Raw genomic sequence first — 13441 nt, forward strand, 5'->3', positions numbered from 1 at the left:
TATGTCCGAACTGCGCATGGTCGAACTCTCCGCTGCGACGATCGTCGCCGTGAACAACCTGTCGCTCAAGCCCGGACAGGAGCAGTTCCTCGCTCCGGTGTCCTACGGCATCGCGGCCACCGTCATCAATCCGGCCACCTCCTGGCAGCGCGTCGTGCTCGACGGCGACCAGGTCGTCGGCTTCGTCAGCGCGAACTTCGATCCGGATGCGCCCGAAGAGCATTTCCGCTCCGTCCTGTGGCGCATCAACGTCGACGCCGACGATCAGGGCAAGGGCGTGGGGCGCTTCGCCGTCGAACAGCTGGTCGAGGAGGCGCGCTCGCGCGGCGTCGACCACGTCAACGTCATCTACGAGGCCGGGGAGGACGGTCCGGAGGCCTTCTTCCTGCGCGTCGGCTTCACGCCGGTGGGCGAGACCGAGTACTCCGAGGTCATCGCCGAGATCCGCGTCGCACCGTAGACCGGCGGCGGGGTCTCGGATCCCCTCCCCCATCGAGGCCCCGTCGCCCTGTCGGTGCGGGGCCCTCAATGCGCGCAGGGGTCGAGATCACGGATTTGTTGCGAGTCACCACAAAAAGCTTGCACTCGCTCGCTGACCGTGCCTATCATCGCTTCAGAGCGCTGGCGAAGCGCTTCGATGATTTTTTCGACCGAGCGACGACGGAGTCCCGATGACGACGATCCATGAGGTGGCGCACGCCGCCGGAGTGTCGATCAGCACCGTCTCCTATGCGCTCAGCGGTAAGCGTCCCGTCTCCGAGAAGACACGTCGCCGGATCGAGGACGCGGCTCGGACGCTCGGCTACGAGCCCGACGCCGGCGCGCGGATGCTGGCCGGTCGCCGAACTCACATCTTCGCCCTCACCGAGCCGCTGCGCGCCGACACCCACGCCCCCACCCACATGGCGTTCGTGCTCGCCACGGCGGTCGCGGCGCGGCGGCGGGGCTACGACATCCTGCTACTCACCGACGAGCAGACCTCGGACGGGATGAATCGCGTCGCCGCGAGTCGTCTCGTCGATGCGATCCTCGTGCTCGACGTCGCCCCCGATGACGACAGGGCGGCCATCGCACGCAGCGTGCGCACGCCCACCGTGTTCATCGGCATCCCGAACGACGCCGAGGGCCTGACCTGCGTCGACCTCGACTTCGAGGCGGCGGGCGCGCTCGCGATCGACCGACTCGCCGAAGCCGGGTACCGACGGGTCATGCTGCTCGGCCAGACCCAGGTGTCGTACCGCAAGTCGAACTTCCCCCGGCGCCTGCTCGCCGGGGTCACCGATCGCGCCGCGCACCGCGACATCGCTCTCGAGTGGGCGACGACCGGCGACACGACGACGGACGCCGCGCTCGTGCGCTCGACGTGCGAAACCGCCCTGGATCGCGGCGACCGAGCATTCATCGTGCACGCCGTCGGCGACGTGCACGAGATCCTGCTCGAGACGATCGCCGCCCGCGGACTGCGGGTGGGCGAGGACGTCTCGGTCGTCTCGGCCGCGGCATCCTTCGACACGACCGAGCTGCCGGTCGCCATCGACACGATCCCGCTCGTGCCCCAGCAGTCGTGCGAGCTCGCCGTCGACCTCGCGGTCGGCAGCGTCGAGAGCGGCGGGTCGACGCCGCGCGTCCACCTCATCCCGCCCGAGTACCGCGCGGTCGGCTCGATCGCTCCCGCCCGGGAGTAGAGAGCTGCGCCGAGTCCGAACGCATGTGCATTGTCGAAACGCTTCGACATCGCACGTGATCCACAACTGAACACGACCCGAAGAAGTGTCCCGGCCGCGAGGCCACCGAGAAAGGAATGCCGACGATGGCACGCAACATCCGCACGACAAGGACGCTGGCCGCCGTGGCCGCGCTGACCGCGGCAGGGCTCGCTCTGAGCGGCTGCGGCGCTGGCTCAGGAGACGAGGACGGCGACGGCCAGAGCCTGAAGCTCTGGCACTACGAGGGCGCGGACAGCGCCATGGGCAGGGCCTGGGCCGAGGCCATCAAGATCTTCGAAGAGGAGACCGGCGCGACGGTCGAGTTCGAGGAGAAGTCGTTCGAGCAGATTCAGAAGACGGCGAGCCAGGTGCTCGACACTGACGCAGCGCCAGATCTCATGGAGTTCAACAAGGGCAATGCGACGGCCGGCTTCCTCGCCTCGACCGGCCTGATCGCCGACATCTCCGACGCGGTCGACGAGTACGGCTGGGACGAGAAGCTCGCTCCCTCGCTGCAGACCACCGCGAAGTACTCCGAAGACGGGGTCATGGGCGGCGACACCTGGTTTGGCATCCCGAACTACGGGGAGTTCGTCGGCGTCTACTACAACCAGGATGCCTTCGCGGAGGCCGGGCTCGAGATCCCGACCACGTACGAGGAGTTCGTGGCCGTGCTCGACGCGTTCGTCGCGAAGGGCGTCACCCCGCTCGCCGAGGCCGGCGCCGAGTACCCTCTCGGTCAGCTCTGGTACCAGCTCGCGCTGCTCGAGGGCGATCGCAGCTTCGTCGACGCCTATCAGCTGTACGACGGAGAGGTCGACTGGCAGGGGCCGGAGATCAGCACCGCGACCGAGACGCTGAAGGAGTACGTCGACAAGGGCTACATCGCCTCCGACGTCTCCTCGGTCAAGGCCGAGGACGCCGGCGTCTCGTTCATCAACGGCACGTCGCCGATCTTCGTGTCGGGCTCGTGGTGGTTCGGCCGCTTCGTCGCCGAGGCGACCGGCTTCGACTGGACGATGACCGCGTTCCCCGGGGCCGACCTGTCGCTCGGCTCGTCGGGCAACCTCTGGGTCGTTCCCGAGAACGCGGCGAACAAGGAGCTGGCCTACGAGTTCATCGACATCACGATGCGTCCGGAGATCCAGGCGATCATCGGCAACAACGGCGGGCTGCCCGTCGCCGCCGACACGGCCGACATCACCGACGAGAAGAGCGCCGCACTCATCGAGACCTTCAACGGCGTGCTCGAGGCCGACGGTCTCTCGTTCTACCCGGACTGGCCCGCGCCCGGCTTCTACGACGTGATCGTGCAGGAGCTGCAGGGTCTCATCACCGGCTCGCAGGACGCGGAGACGACCGACGCGAACCTCGGCGAGCAGTACGACGAGGGCACAGCGGAATTCCGTTGATCCACCCGCGGAGGGCGGCTCACGGGTCGCCCTCCGCATCCTCTTGGAGAAGAACATGACACTCGCCACGCGCCCCGCGCGCCGCACGAAGCTCCCTCCGGAGCAGCCGTCGATCCCGCAGCGCCGCGGCGGCACCGGCGCCTACTGGATGTACCTGCTGCCCGGCTTCGTCCTGCTGCTCATCGTCGTCATCGTGCCGTTGATCTGGAACGTGTACCTCACCTTCACGAAGTGGAAGGGCGTGCGCACGCCGGAGTTCATCGGGCTCGAGAACTGGCAGAAGATCCTCACCGACAGCGATTTCTGGACCTCGTTCGGGAACTCCGTGTGGATGATCATCGCGATGGTGGTCGTCCCGACCATCGTGGGGCTCGTCGTGGCCGCGCTCCTCTTCGACGTCGTCGGACGCAAGTTCGGCGGCAAGGTCGGCAGCTTCCTGCGGGCCACCTACTACCTCCCGCAGATCCTGCCCATCGCCGTCGCCGGCATCGTGATCGGGTGGATCGTGCGGCCGGGCGGCGACGGCGCCCTCAACCAGATCCTCGGCGCCTTCGGCATCCCCGCCTACGACTGGCTCGGGCAGATGCCGTCCGCCCTCATCGTCCTGATGGTCGTCATGGTCTGGGTGCAGCTCGGCTACCCCGTCGTGGTGTTCATGGCGGCCCTGCAGCGCGTCGATCCGGAGCTGTACGAGGCCGCCGAGCTCGACGGCGCCAACTGGTTCCAGCGCTTCTCGGCCATCACCATGAGCATCATCCGCCCCGAGATCTTCGTCGTGACGCTCACCTGCACGATCGCCGCCCTCAAGGTCTTCGGGCCGGTCTATATCATCACGCGCGGCGGGCCGGCAGGGTCCACGCTCGTGCCCGCGTACTACGCGTACCAGGAGTTCTTCACGAAGCGGAACGTCGGATACGGCGCGACCATCGCGACCGTGCTCACGATCGTCGTGGTCATCGTGTCGATCATCTTCATCCGGGTGCAGAACTCGCTCGAGCGCAAGGAAAGGGCGGGTCTGTGATGCACGCCACCACCGCCATCGTCACCGGCAAGCCTGCGAAGGCCCGCCCCCGGGGCGGCATGACCAAGAAGCGCCCGGTCGACTGGCTGCTGCTCGCCCTCGTCGTGATCGGCGCGCTGCTCGTGATCGCGCCGTTCTACCTCGTCCTCGTGAACTCGTTCAAGTCTCCCGTCGACTACGCGACCTCTGGGCCGCTCGCGTTCCCCGAGACCCTCGACTTCGGCGGGATCATCAAATTCTGGGAGCGGGTGAACTTCCCCGAGAAGGTCTGGAACTCCCTCTTCATCTCGGGCGTCGTCGCTGTGCTGGCGGTCGTGATCTCGATGCTGAACGCCTTCGCGATCGGCATCGGCCGGGTGCGAGGTCGCTCCTGGATCGTCCTGCTCTTCCTGCTGGCGAACCTCCTCCCCCAGGAGGCGCTGCTGTACCCGCTGTACTACATGTTCAAAACCGTCGGCCTGTACGACAACGTGTGGTCGGTCATCGTCGTGTTCACGGTGATCCAGGCGGCGTTCGGCACCTACCTGCTGTCGTCGGTCTACGGCACGTTCCCCAAGGAGGTGCTCGAGGCCGCCTCGCTCGACGGCGCGAACCGTTGGCAGATCCTCTGGCGGGTCGTTTTCCCGATCAGTCGCCCGACGCTGTCGGTGCTGCTCATCTTCTTCTTCATCTGGACGTGGAACGAGTTCCTCATCCCCCTCACGTTCCTCGCGTCCAACGCGAACCAAACGGTGCCGGTCGCGATCAGCGTGCTGCAGGGCGACCGTCTGATGGACGTCACCACCACGAGCGCATCCGCTCTCCTGGGCATCATCCCGACGCTCATCTTCTTCCTCATCTTCCAGCGCACGCTGACACGCGGCATCACGGCAGGAGCAGTCAAGTAATGAAGTTCACCGACGGGTTCTGGCAGTTGCGTCCCGGCGTCACCGCGCTCTACGCGCAGGAGGCCTACGACATCGCCGAGACCACCACCGCCGACGGACCCGGCATCGTCATCACCGCACCGACGATGGTGATCGCCAAACGAGGCGACACCCTCAACCGACCGGTGCTCACCACCACTCTCTCCTCCCCCGCAGAGGGGGTGATCCGGGTGCGTATCGCCCATCACGAGGGCGGGCGCTGGCACGGCGGCTTCGCGCTCCCGGGCGCGGGGACGGGAGCGGCTCGGGCGTCGCTCACCGATGACGGCGGATCGCTGGATGCCGGGGCCCTCGTCGCACGCATCGCACCGGGGGCGCCGTGGGATCTCTCCTTCGAGGTCGACGGACGCCGCGTCACGGGCAGCGGTCACAAGGCCCAGGGCTACGTGCGCCTCGCCTCCGACGCGCAGGTCGACCAGGGAATCGTGTCGAACGCCCGGCAGGGCGGAACGGTCCCGCCGGAATCCTCGTTCGTGCACGAGCAGCTCGACCTCGGCGTCGGTGAACTCGTCTACGGACTCGGCGAGCGCTTCGGTCCCCTCGTCAAGAACGGCCAGTCCGTCGACATCTGGAACGCCGACGGCGGCACGTCGAGCGAGCAGGCGTACAAGAGCATCCCGTTCCACCTGTCGAACCGCGGCTACGGCGTGCTCGTGAACGATCCGGGGCACGTCTCGTACGAGGTCGGATCCGAGGCGGTCGAGCGCGTGCAGTTCTCGGTCCCCGGCGAGGTGCTGGAGTACTTCGTCATCGCCGGCCCCACCCCGAAGGACGTGCTCGTCCGCTATACCGCGCTCACGGGTCGCCCGCCCGTGGTCCCCGCATGGTCGTACGGTCTGTGGCTGTCGACGAGCTTCACCACCGACTACGACGAGCAGACGGTCTCGTCGTTCATCGACGAGATGGCGGCGCGCGAACTGCCCGTGTCGGTGTTCCACTTCGACTGCTTCTGGATGCGCGAGTTCAACTGGTGCGACTTCGAGTGGGACACCCGCGTGTTCCCCGATCCGGACGGCATGCTCGCGCGCCTGCACGAGAAGGACCTGCGCGTCTGCGTGTGGATCAACCCGTACATCGGCCAGCGCTCCCCGCTGTTCCGCGAGGCGGCCGACCAGGGCTTCCTCGTGCGCCGCCCCGACGGCTCGGTGTGGCAGTGGGACCTGTGGCAGGCCGGCATGGGACTCGTCGACTTCACGAACCCCGAGGCGACCGCCTGGTACCAGGGGCACCTGCGCCGCCTCGTCGATCAGGGTGTCGACTGCTTCAAGACCGACTTCGGCGAGCGCATCCCCACCGAGGTCGTCTGGGCCGACGGCTCCGATCCGGCTCGCATGCACAACCTCTACACCGACCTGTACAACCGGGCGGTGCACGATGTGCTGACCGAGGCGCGGGGCGCCGACGACGCCGTGCTGTTCGCACGCTCGGCGACGGCCGGCGGCCAGAGCATGCCCGTGCACTGGGGCGGCGATTCGACCTCGACGTACGCGTCGATGGCCGAGACGCTGCGCGGCGGGCTGTCCCTCGCGCTCAGCGGTTTCGCGTTCTGGAGCCACGACATCGGCGGCTTCGAGGGCACTCCGGACGCCGGCGTCTTCAAGCGCTGGACGGCCTTCGGTCTGCTGGGCTCGCATTCGCGCTTCCACGGCTCAAGCTCCTACCGGGTGCCGTGGGCGTTCGACGACGAAGCCGTCGACGTGACTCGCCGGTTCACGCACTTGAAGATGCGGCTCATGCCGTACCTGTACCAGCAGGGATTGGATGCAGCGACGACCGGCATCCCTCTGATGCGGCCGATGCAGCTCGAGTTCCCCGACGACCCCGCCGTCGGATACCTCGACCGCCAGTACATGCTGGGATCCAGCCTGCTCGTCGCACCCGTGTTCGCGGCCGACGGCTCGGTCGAGTTCTACCTGCCCGAGGGCGAGTGGACGTCGCTGCTCACGGGCGAGACGGTCACCGGCGGCGGGTGGCGTCGCGAGACGCACGGCTTCGACTCGTTGCCGCTGTACGTGCGGCCGGGCACGGCCCTGCCGTGGGGTGCGCGCACCGACCGCCCGGACTACGACTACCACGAGGGTCTCGAGATGCGGGTGTTTGCCGGCGGGAGCGGTCGGAGCTCGGTGACGGTGACGAACCCGGACGGCGACCGGAGGGCGTACGACGTGGATCTCGGCGAGGTCACGCGCTGAGCGGAGGGGGCGCGCGAGCCCCTCGCTGACGCTCGCAGAGGCGTGTCGCTAGCGCTTGTCGGGCCGCTGCTTCCGTTCGTTCCATGCGGCGAACGCGGAGGCAGCGGCCCCGGCAGCGCGGTCGAAGGCCTCGGCCGACCGCGAGAGCATGTCCTGCGCGGCATCCTGCCAGGTCGGCGCAGCCGGAGCCTCGCCCGCCTGCACTCGCGCCGCGTGTTCTGCCGCCTCGAACGCTCGCTCCAGCTCGGCGACCGCATCGCGGTAGGCGGCGAACTCCGCCGGAGTCGTGACCTTGCCGCTCGCAGCGCGGCGCGCGTCGACCGCGGCCCCCGCCGCGCGCAGGTAGGCAGCCGTCGCGGGCTGCTTGACATCCGTCATCGCGGGATAGGCGATCTGCAGCGAGGTATCCGTTTCGTACCGCATCCACCGTGCGGTGATCCCGTCGTGCTCGGCCTGCAGTCGCTCGAGCGGTCGGGGGGCGGATGCCGCCGGCAGCGCCGCCCGCGCCGCGCTGAGCCGGACCTGCTTGGCACGGACGTCGGCCGCGGCGGCCTTCGCGTCGTTCTCCTTCTCGCGCAGCATCCGCTTGGCGCCGGCGACCTGCTCCGGCGTCGCCCTCCTCGCGCTGCGCTCGGCCGAGACACGGGCGTACTCCGCCCTGGCCAGTCGAGCGGCCATGCGGCGCTCTGTCGCGATCTGCTGCGCCTGTCTGAGGTCGTGCCGCGCGGCGTCGACCGCGAGCCGGCGTCCGCTCTTCATGCTCCGCCTCCGCATCCCGATCCCTCCCGCCGCGACCCCTCCGGCCGCGACGGGCGCGATCCACCACCACTCGATGAGCAGCAGCGGATCCATGCTTCGATGCTACCCAGTGCCCACGACTCTGTCCCCGCCCCGTCGTCTCCCCTGTCTCCGGCCCCCGCACTATTCCTGCCTGCCCTCTCCTGCCCTCTCTCCTGCCCTCTCCCTCCTGTCCCCTGCCTCTGCCCGCTGCCCGCCCCTCCCGCGACCCTCCCCTGCCGTCTCTTCAGCCTCGATCCGCGCGCAACTTCCGCGGCCATCGTCAGCTCTTGCGGCCACGAGGGCGCTCTGAGGCCGCAGAAGTCCGCACAGGCCGCAGAAGTTGCCGCCCGCGCCCCTCCTGCACATCCCGGACCCGCGCCCGGTTCTCCCCCGATGGTGTTCTCTGCGACGTTGCCCGGGCTGCCGACGCCGCATCCTTGGTCGATGGAACTGACCGCATGGCTCGCCGCACGCGGTGGTATCGCCCACCGATCGGATGCCGCGGAGCACGGCTTCTCGCCTCGCCGCGTGCGGGAGGCGATCCGCGCGGGCGAGATCCGTCGCGTGCGCGCGCAGTGGGTAGCGCTCGATTCCGCGCCGGCAGATCTCACGGCGGCCGCCGCGGCATCCGGCCGATTGACGTGCATCTCACTCGCCCGGCGCCGTGGATGGTGGATACCCGAACGAGTGGATGCCGGACTGCACCTTCAGGTCGGCGCAAACGCGCATCGCCATCGCGACGATGCGACGCTGCACTGGGGCGCGCCGCTCATCGATCGTGGCGCCCGGGAGCTCACGGCATCCATCGAAGACGCACTGGCGCACATCGCGGTCTGCTGCTCCCACGAAGACGCTCGGGTGATCTGGGAGTCGGCCATCCGTGTGGAGGGCCTCGACGTGGAGGCACTCCGGCTCGTGCGGTGGCGCGAGCAGCACGCGCGCGGTCTCGCCGACGAGGTCGTCGGAGTGTCGGATTCCGGTCTCGAGACGATCGTCGTCGTGCGACTCAGTGGTTGGGGCGTACCCGTGCGTCAGCAGGTGCGCCTGGCGGGACGACGGGTGGACATCGTCGTCGGCTCGCACCTCGTGATCCAGATCGACGGGTACGCGCACCACTCGTCGCCGGCCCAGCGTGGTGCCGACGTCGCCAATGATGCCGACCTGCGCCTCCGCGGGTACACGGTGCTGCGGTTCACCTACGGCCAGATCGTGCACGACTGGCCGAGAGTGGAGCGCACTCTGCAGGCAGCCATCGCGCGCGGCCTGCACCTGCCGCCCGGCCGTCGCAGCTGACTGTGCGCAACTTTTGCGGCCACGCGCAACTTCTGCGGCCACGACACTCGGTCGTGGCCGCAAAAGGTGGCGAAGGCCGCAGAAGTTGCGTCCGCCCGAGGCGTGCGCACACTCTGCGAGCTAGACGAGGGTCTCCTGCCAGGCCGCATGCAGCTGCGCGAACTTGCCCGTGCCGCCGATGAGCGCATCGGGACTGTCGTCCTCGATGATGCGGCCGTGCTCCATGACCAGCACCCGATCCGCGATCGCGACCGTCGACAGGCGGTGCGCGATGATGATGGCGGTGCGGTCCTTGAGCAGCGTCTGCAGAGCATCCTGGATCAAGCGCTCCGACGGGATGTCGAGCGATGCCGTCGCCTCATCCAGGATGAGCACCGAGGGGTCCGCCAGGAACGCCCGCGCGAACGAGATCAACTGTCGCTGCCCCGCCGACACCCGTCCGCCACGCTTGTTGACATCGGTGTTGTAGCCGTCGGGCAGTGACGTGATGAAGTCGTCGGCGCCGACCGCACGAGCCGCCGCCCGGATCTCGTCGAGCGACGCGTCGGGCTTGCCGAGCGCGATGTTGTCGGCCACGGTCCCGCTGAAGAGGTAGGCCTCCTGCGTGACCATGACGATGGCGCGCCGCAAGTCCTTCGGGTGCAGGTCGCGCAGGTCGACGCCGTCGAGCGTGACCGTGCCGAGCGACGGATCGTAGAACCGCGAGATCAGCTTCGCCAGCGTCGACTTACCCGCCCCCGTCGTGCCGACGAGAGCGATGGTCTGGCCTGCCGGGATGTCGAGGGTGAAGTTCGGGAGAATCGTCTTCTCGCCGTTGTAGCCGAAGGTGACCTCGTCGAACCGCACGTGCCCGCGCGACTCCCACAGGTCGACCGGCTTCTCGGGGTCGGGCACCGTCGGCACCTCTTCGAGGACTCCCGACACCTTCTCGAGCGCAGCCGTCGCCGACTGATACGAGTTCAGGAACATCGCGATCTCCTGCATGGGCGCGAAGAAGTTACGCACGTACAGCACGGCCGAGAGCAGCACGCCGACCGTGACCGCGTCGTCCGACACCCGGATGCCGCCCCAGAGGACGACGATCCCGAGCACGAGCGCCGCGACGCCCATGAGTCCCGGCTCGAAGGTGCCGAACAGCAGCAGCGAGCGACGGTTGACGTCGCGGTACTCCCCGGCGATCTGCTGGAACGACTCGTCGTTGCGGGGCTCCTTGCGGAACGCCTTGACCGCGCGGATGCCCGTCATGGTCTCGACGAACTGCACGATGACCTTGGCGCTGATGACGCGCGACTCGCGATACACCAGCTGTGACCGCGAGTAGAACCAGCGCATCAGGAAGAACAGCGGGATGCCGCCGATCGCGAGGATCACCCCGGACTGCCAGTCCCACACGCACAGGGCGATGAACGTGAACAGGCCGAACAGCACTCCGGAGACGAGCTCGTTGAGACCGCCGTCGAGCAGCTCTCGGATCGAGTCCAAGTCACTCGTCTGCCGTGAGATGATGCGTCCGGACGTGTACGACTCGTGGAACTCGAGGCTGAGGCGCTGGGTGTGCAGGAAGATCCGCTTGCGGAGGTCGAGCAGCACTGCCTGAGTCAGCTTCGCCGCGATGATCACGTACCAGGCGATCATCGCCGCGGCGACGGCACCCGCGAGCAGGTAGACGCCGCCGATCATGAACGTCGGCATCCAGTCGGCGCGCTCGAGCACGGCGGGCAGAGCGCGGTCGAGGCCGATGCTGATGAGGATCGGGCCCGAGACCTGCAGCGCGGTCGAGATCACGAGCACGATCGCGGCGAGCACGATCTGCGGCTTCAGCGGGCGCACGAGCGAGCCGAGCAGGCGCAGCGACCTGCGGCGGATCGCCCTGCTCTCCTCGCGTGTGTAGCGGGAGCGGTCCTCGTCCTGGGTTCCGGTGATCGCGGAGCTCATCGCTGCACCTCCTTCTCGGTGAACAGTTCTTCATCGTCGGGGGTCTCGTCGCGGATGCCCTCGCGCACGGCATCCTCGATCTCGTCCTGCTCGTCGCGGATGATCGGGATCGCGCCGGTGCGCGCCGCCTCCTCGGCCTCTAGGCTCGAGATGACGTGCCGGTAGTGGCTGCTCGACTTCAGCAGCTCGGAATGCGTCCCGACCGCCGTGACGCGACCCGCCTCGAGCAGAGCGACCCGATCGGCGAGCGCCACGGTCGAGGGGCGGTGGGCGACGATCAGAGCCGTCGTGTCGGCGAGCACATGGCGCAGCGCCTCTTCGACGAGCGCCTCGGTGTCGACGTCGAGCGCCGACAGCGGGTCGTCGAGCACGAGCACCTTCGGCTTCGCGGCGACGGCGCGGGCGAGGGCGAGGCGCTGACGCTGCCCGCCCGACAGGCTCAGACCCTCCTCGCCGATGATCGTCTCGACGCCCTCGGGCAGCGTGTCGACGAACGATGCCTGCGCGACATCGAGCGCCTCGCGCAGCACACGCTCCGCCTCCGCGCTGTGCACGTCGAGGTCGGCCCGACCGAGCAGCACGTTCTCCCGCACGGATGCCGAGAACAGCGTCGCGTCCTCGAAGGCCATCGCGATGTGCTGACGCAGCTCCGCGAGAGACAGGTCGCGCACGTCGACGCCGTCGAGGGTCACACGGCCGCCGGTGACGTCGTAGAGACGAGTCGGGAGTGTCGTGAGCGTCGTCTTGCCGCTGCCGGTCAGCCCGACGAGCGCCATGGTCTCGCCCGGACGCAGCACGAGGTCGATGCCGTCGAGCAGGTCGCGCTCGTGCGCCCCTGCGTCCTGGTAGCGGAAGTGCGCACCCTCGAACGCGAGCTCGCCGCGCGGGTTCTCGATGTGCACCGGGTTCTCCGGGTCGGTGATCGTGTTGGTCTCCGCGAAGATGTCGAACACGCGGTCGGTGGCCGTCCGCGCGTCGAGCATGAACGAGAACAGGAAGCCGATCGACTCGATGGGCCAGCGCAGCACGGTCGCCATGGCGAAGAACGCGAACAGCTCAGGCAGCTCGATGGCTCCCTGCGAGATCAGCCAGATGCCCGACATGAGGCTCAGACCGAACGCGATCTGCGGCATGAGGTCGAGCCAGAACCAGATCGACGAGATCGCTCCGGCCTTGCTCATCTCGGTCTCGCGCAGCGTCTCGGCCTGTCGGCTGAACCGACGGAGGGCGTGCTTGCCGCGCCCGAACGCCTTCAGCACCCGGATGCCGTGCACGCTCTCCTCGACGCTGGTGGCGAGGTCGCCGGCCTGGTCCTGGCTGCGCCGGGTGAGTGCCCCGTAGCGCTTCTCGAAGAGGTAGCCGCGGATCCAGAGCGGGATCGCCGTGACGATGAAGATCGTGCCGAGCAGCCAGTGCCAACGGAAGAGCAGCACGGCGCCGATGATGATGGTGAGGACGTTGACGACGAGCAGCACCAGACCGAACGCGAGCCAACGGCGGATCAGGCCGATGTCCTGCATCATGCGGCTCAGGAGCTGACCCGACTGCCAGCGGTCGTGGAACGCGACGGGCAGCGTCTGCAGCCGCGAGTAGAGCTCGGTGCGCATCTCGTACTCGACCTGAGTCGCCGGGTTGAGCACGAACTGTCGGCGCAGCCACACCATGAGCGCTTCGCCGAGGGCGAGCCCGAACACGGCGAGCGCTCCCCAGACGATGGCGTCGATGGCTCCGGTCTGTACGGGCCCGCGGATGATCTGCTCGAGCACGATCGGGATCATCAGGGCGATGACGGCGGCGGCGAGCGCGCTGAGGGCACCACCCGCGAGGCGCCAGATGACGGGCTTCACGAACGGCTTGAGGCGCCACAGAGCGGCGGGAGTGGAAAGGGACGACGAGGGGGAGCTGTTCGACGATGAAGGCGAGGAAGACATGTCTCTCAGACGAGTTTCGTATGGAAAGCGGTTACTGAACGGGGACGCGCGGGCGCGAAGAAGACTCTCGGAGCCCGGTGCCGGAACGGTGACGTCGCGAGCGGTGAAGTCGCGACGCGACTCCGAGGTGGGCTCTAGCGGAGCGGACGCGCCGGGGTCGAGCCGTGAGCGGCGATCGGCGCGATGACGATCGATGTCATGATGTCCTCCTCAGGGGCTCGGCGATGTCGTCCGGTCGGCGCGAC

At 68.3% G+C, this 13441-nt stretch carries 10 protein-coding genes; 7 read left to right on the forward strand and 3 right to left on the reverse strand.

Annotated elements, in window-relative coordinates:
- Position 1 precedes the first annotated feature (1 nt).
- The 6 genes from M3195_RS07625 to yicI all read left to right on the forward strand — a co-directional run bounded on the left by M3195_RS07625 (position 2) and on the right by yicI (position 7257).
- Positions 2-460: a GNAT family N-acetyltransferase gene (locus M3195_RS07625; RefSeq protein WP_251586171.1), complete on the forward strand. Its 459-nt coding sequence runs from the start codon at positions 2-4 to the stop codon at positions 458-460.
- Between the two features lie 211 nt (positions 461-671).
- Positions 672-1685, forward strand: a complete 1014-nt coding sequence (locus tag M3195_RS07630; protein ID WP_251586173.1) for a LacI family DNA-binding transcriptional regulator — start codon at positions 672-674, stop codon at positions 1683-1685.
- A 125-nt stretch (positions 1686-1810) separates the two neighbouring features.
- On the forward strand, positions 1811-3118 hold the full coding sequence (locus M3195_RS07635; protein ID WP_251586175.1) for an ABC transporter substrate-binding protein: 1308 nt from the start codon (positions 1811-1813) through the stop codon (positions 3116-3118).
- 55 nt (positions 3119-3173) lie between these two features.
- Positions 3174-4139: a carbohydrate ABC transporter permease gene (locus M3195_RS07640; RefSeq protein ID WP_251586177.1), complete on the forward strand. Its 966-nt coding sequence runs from the start codon at positions 3174-3176 to the stop codon at positions 4137-4139.
- The gene (locus M3195_RS07645; RefSeq protein WP_251586179.1) at positions 4139-5026 is read left to right on the forward strand and encodes a carbohydrate ABC transporter permease; all 888 of its coding nucleotides are present in this window, start codon (positions 4139-4141) and stop codon (positions 5024-5026) included. The genes M3195_RS07640 and M3195_RS07645 overlap by 1 nt, the downstream gene beginning before the upstream one ends.
- Entirely contained in the window at positions 5026-7257 is a 2232-nt protein-coding gene (yicI, locus tag M3195_RS07650) for an alpha-xylosidase (RefSeq protein ID WP_251586181.1), read from the forward strand. The genes M3195_RS07645 and yicI overlap by 1 nt, the downstream gene beginning before the upstream one ends.
- A 48-nt stretch (positions 7258-7305) precedes the next feature.
- Here yicI and M3195_RS07655 read toward each other — a convergent pair whose 3' ends face one another.
- Positions 7306-8109 (reverse strand): hypothetical protein, encoded by an 804-nt coding sequence (locus M3195_RS07655; protein ID WP_251586183.1) that lies wholly within the window; start codon positions 8107-8109, stop codon positions 7306-7308.
- Positions 8110-8481: 372 nt separating this feature from the next.
- Between M3195_RS07655 and M3195_RS07660 the strand changes: the two genes are divergently transcribed.
- Positions 8482-9330, forward strand: coding sequence for a type IV toxin-antitoxin system AbiEi family antitoxin domain-containing protein (locus M3195_RS07660; RefSeq protein WP_251586185.1), 849 nt, complete (start codon positions 8482-8484; stop codon positions 9328-9330).
- Between the two features lie 120 nt (positions 9331-9450).
- Here M3195_RS07660 and M3195_RS07665 read toward each other — a convergent pair whose 3' ends face one another.
- Both M3195_RS07665 and M3195_RS07670 read right to left on the reverse strand, forming a co-directional pair.
- On the reverse strand, positions 9451-11265 hold the full coding sequence (locus tag M3195_RS07665; protein ID WP_251586187.1) for an ABC transporter ATP-binding protein: 1815 nt from the start codon (positions 11263-11265) through the stop codon (positions 9451-9453).
- Complete coding sequence (locus M3195_RS07670) at positions 11262-13196, reverse strand: ABC transporter ATP-binding protein (RefSeq protein WP_251586189.1); 1935 nt, start codon at positions 13194-13196, stop codon at positions 11262-11264. The genes M3195_RS07665 and M3195_RS07670 overlap by 4 nt, the downstream gene beginning before the upstream one ends.
- Between the last annotated feature and the right edge of the window lie 245 nt (positions 13197-13441).

The sequence above is a fragment of the Microbacterium hydrocarbonoxydans genome (genome assembly GCF_023715885.1).
GTDB lineage: Bacteria > Actinomycetota > Actinomycetes > Actinomycetales > Microbacteriaceae > Microbacterium > Microbacterium hydrocarbonoxydans_C.